The organism is Mesorhizobium sp. M7A.F.Ca.CA.001.10.2.1 (assembly GCF_003998575.1).
GTDB lineage: Bacteria > Pseudomonadota > Alphaproteobacteria > Rhizobiales > Rhizobiaceae > Mesorhizobium.
On sequence record NZ_RZQY01000690.1, the window covers coordinates 1 to 3,147 of the forward strand.

3 protein-coding genes are annotated in these 3,147 nt (G+C 65.1%); all 3 read right to left on the reverse strand.

Annotation, left to right across the window (positions count from 1 at the left end; translation table 11 throughout):
• Positions 1-257 precede the first annotated feature (257 nt).
• Positions 258-902: a 4'-phosphopantetheinyl transferase gene (locus EN964_RS30040; protein WP_127272000.1), complete on the reverse strand. Its 645-nt coding sequence runs from the start codon at positions 900-902 to the stop codon at positions 258-260.
• Positions 899-1,384: a GNAT family N-acetyltransferase gene (locus tag EN964_RS30045; RefSeq protein WP_127269338.1), complete on the reverse strand. Its 486-nt coding sequence runs from the start codon at positions 1,382-1,384 to the stop codon at positions 899-901. Before EN964_RS30045 ends, EN964_RS30040 begins: the two co-directional genes overlap by 4 nt.
• Positions 1,381-3,147 (reverse strand): Pls/PosA family non-ribosomal peptide synthetase (locus EN964_RS30050; protein ID WP_281059581.1); only part of this gene is annotated, 1,767 nt, incomplete at its 5' end. The genes EN964_RS30050 and EN964_RS30045, both read right to left, overlap by 4 nt.

Sequence of the window (3,147 nt, forward strand, 5' to 3'; positions counted from 1 at the left end):
CGTCTGCGCCGCCCCTCACCTGCCTGCCGGCATCCTCTCCCCGTATAGTGACGGGGAGAGGGGTGCTGTCATCGGCGATTTCGCCAATCTCCAGCGTTGCGGGAAGAATGCCGGCGTCGCGGCCAGCCCCTCTCTCCCCGTCACTATACGGGGAGAGATGTCCGGCAGGACAGTGAGGGGCAGCGCCAACGTCAACGATTGCCGCGTTCGGCTAGGAACTCATGACGCCGTAGCGCAGCAGAATAAGCGCGCCGACCTCAAACCCCATCTCCATCGACAAACGCCAGCACCACCACGCGCGGGGCAGCGCAGTAAACGAGCCTGGCCTTGCGGCCGGTCTTCGTCGTCGCCTGGCCTGCGTTCAGGTCGACGGTGATGTCCTCATAGCCCAGCACCTCGCGATCGAGCGGATAGACGGCCTTGTAGACGGCTTCCTTGGCGGCAAAGAGGATGCGGCCGGCAAGATGCCGGTCGGCTGCGTCCGTGCGGTCCGCGGGCGTTGTCACGAGGGCCAAAGTATCATCCGGGAGAGGCTGCGCGGGCTCGACGTCGATGCCGAGCGAGGCGATATCGCCAATCGGGGCAACCGCCGCCACGGCCATGTCGTCGTCGTGCGCGAGCGAACCGGTTATCCCGTCGGGCCAGACCGGCGCGCCGGTTGGCGTGCGCAGGATGGCGACGTCGCCGACGCCAAGCTCCGCCAGCAGTCCGTGCGCGATCCACCGGGCCGCGCCGCTGGCGCGCCGCATGCCGGGCTGGCGCGCGGGGAGGGAATGCGCTTCCCCGGGCAGCAGATGGGCCTCGTCGCCGTCGCGGATCATGCGACATCCGATCCGGACTCCCGATGGTGCGATGGCGGCGATCGCTTCGGCCAAGGCGATTTCCTCGGGCAGCCGCGTCACGGCTCGTGCGTCCGTGCCGGCAAAGCGAGATCGGCGATCATTTCGCCGTCCTCGTCGAGCCCTTCTTCGACGAAACCGGCGCTGCGATAGAGGTTTCGCGCCGCATCGTTCTCCGGTTCGTAGCAGATCGAGACGTGGCTGATGTGGCCGAGCCCCTGGATTTCGTCCAGCACTTCGCGCAGCGCGGCCTTGCCGTAACCTTTGCCTTGAGAAGCGCGGTCGATCATGAAGCGGTAGATGCGCGCCTCGTCGTCATCCTCGGGCGCCTCGTACATCAGGAAACCGACGACACGGGTCCCAGCCATGACGACGCGTGGCCGCGCGTCTGCGTCGGTTTCGGCTTCTTCCAGCGAGTCCGCATTGCCGGCGACGAAATCCCTCTGCTCCGGCGCCAGTTCCAGGGCCGTGACCAGGGCACGGTTGGCCTCGGTCACGGCAACGAGACGGATGTCTCCGGTGTTCAAGCCGATGCCCTTCTTCAAGCCGATGCCCTGGCCGATACCTTGGAGCCATCGTCGGTGATCGGCTCGACGAAGCGGTGCAGCTTGGCCGGATTGCCCCTCCATATGGAGTTGGGCTCCAGCTCTTCGCCCTTCATGACGAAGGAGTCGACATCGACCACCGAGCCTTCGCCCATCACGACGCCGTAGTGGACAAAGGCTGAAGGTCCGAGCGTGCAGCCCTTGCCGATGCGGATGAAGTCGGACTTGAAAGCGCCTTCCTCCAGCGAATGGGCCTGGATGACGCAGCCCTCGTTGAGGGTGGCGTCGTCGCCGATCTCTACCAGCGAGCGTTCGGTGAGGTTGCTGCCGCCGTCATAGACCCGTTTGCCAACCTTGACGCCCAGCATGCGCAGGATCATCGGCCGGAACGGCGTGCCGGCGAACAGGCGCACGATCGGCGAATCCGCCAGCTTCCAGTGGCGCTCGTGGCGCCAGAAGGCGACGTCGTAGATCGTCGTCATCTGCGGCTTCAGCCGGCCGAAACCAAGGCTCGCCCGCTCCACGAAGATGTAGAACGGAATGGTGATCGCCGAGGTCAGGAGCACGGCGACGAACAGCGCGACCTCGGCCCATTCGGTGTAGTAGTTCAGCGCCCGGTCCCAGATCGCCAGCGTGACGAACAGCATGACCCATTGCGTTGCCACGAAGAGCAGGATCGTCACCAGATTGTGGCGGTTCTTGTGCGGGATGCGCCGGCGCCGGTCGTCTTCGTCGACGCCCGCGATGAGTTCCTTGTCGCGGTTCACCATGCGCGGGATTTCAAAGGCAGGCGAACCCAGAAGCCCGACATTCTCGCGCAGCGGCCCGTCGATGGGGATCATCACCTTGGTGCCGAGCAGGACGTTGTCGCCGGTGCGCCCGTCCGGCGGATAGTAGATGTTGTTGCCGAGATAGTTGCGCTCGCCGATCCTCGTCGGCTCGAGCCGGAAGGCGGAGGCGGATTTGTGCATGTTGATCATGAACAGCCCGTCCGACACCATGGTCTCGGTGCCGATCTCGCACAGAAGCGGGTTTTCGTGCTGCTGGTTGGAGCCGAAATTGGAGCCGGTCTGCACCACCTTGTTGAGGTTCCAGCCGATCGCTCTCATGTAGTGCACGATGGCCGAGCTGTCGCCGGCCAGCAGGCCGAGCACGCGGGAATTGCTGGAGAATTCAGCGACCGTCTGCAGCCAGTAGCGGAAGCCGTACAGCGTGTAGGTGCGGCCTGGCTTCAACAGCAGGCTGACCAGGCGCGGCACCAGCGTCGCCGCCAGGAAGGATGCGGCCATGTAGCCGAACAGCGTCACCGTGGTGCCGATCGCGACGACGCCGATGGTTTCCTGGTAGTCGTCGCCGACGTTTTCCCAATAGCTGTGGAACAAAAGCGGCAAGGGGGTGACGATGGCAAACAGCCCGATCAGCTGCACCGCTTCGAAGAGGAAGCGCCTGATGTTGGACGGATCGACATTGCGCACCTTGCAATAGTCGGCCGTGGTCGGCACGGCCGGCGAGCCATGCCAGCGTTCGCCGTCGGGGATGCTTTGGCCGCGGTGCAGTGAGGACGAATGGCCGAGCTGGGCGCCGTCGCCGATCCGGGTGTCGATGTCGAGCGTCGAGCCGACGCCGACAAAGGCATCGCGGCCGATGGTCAGCGGCCCGGTGTGGATATAGCCGGACTGCGCCCGGAAGCCGAGGATCATGGATTCCTTGCGCAGGATGGTGTTGGCGCCGATCGAGATGAGATCCGTGCAGACGGGCACGGA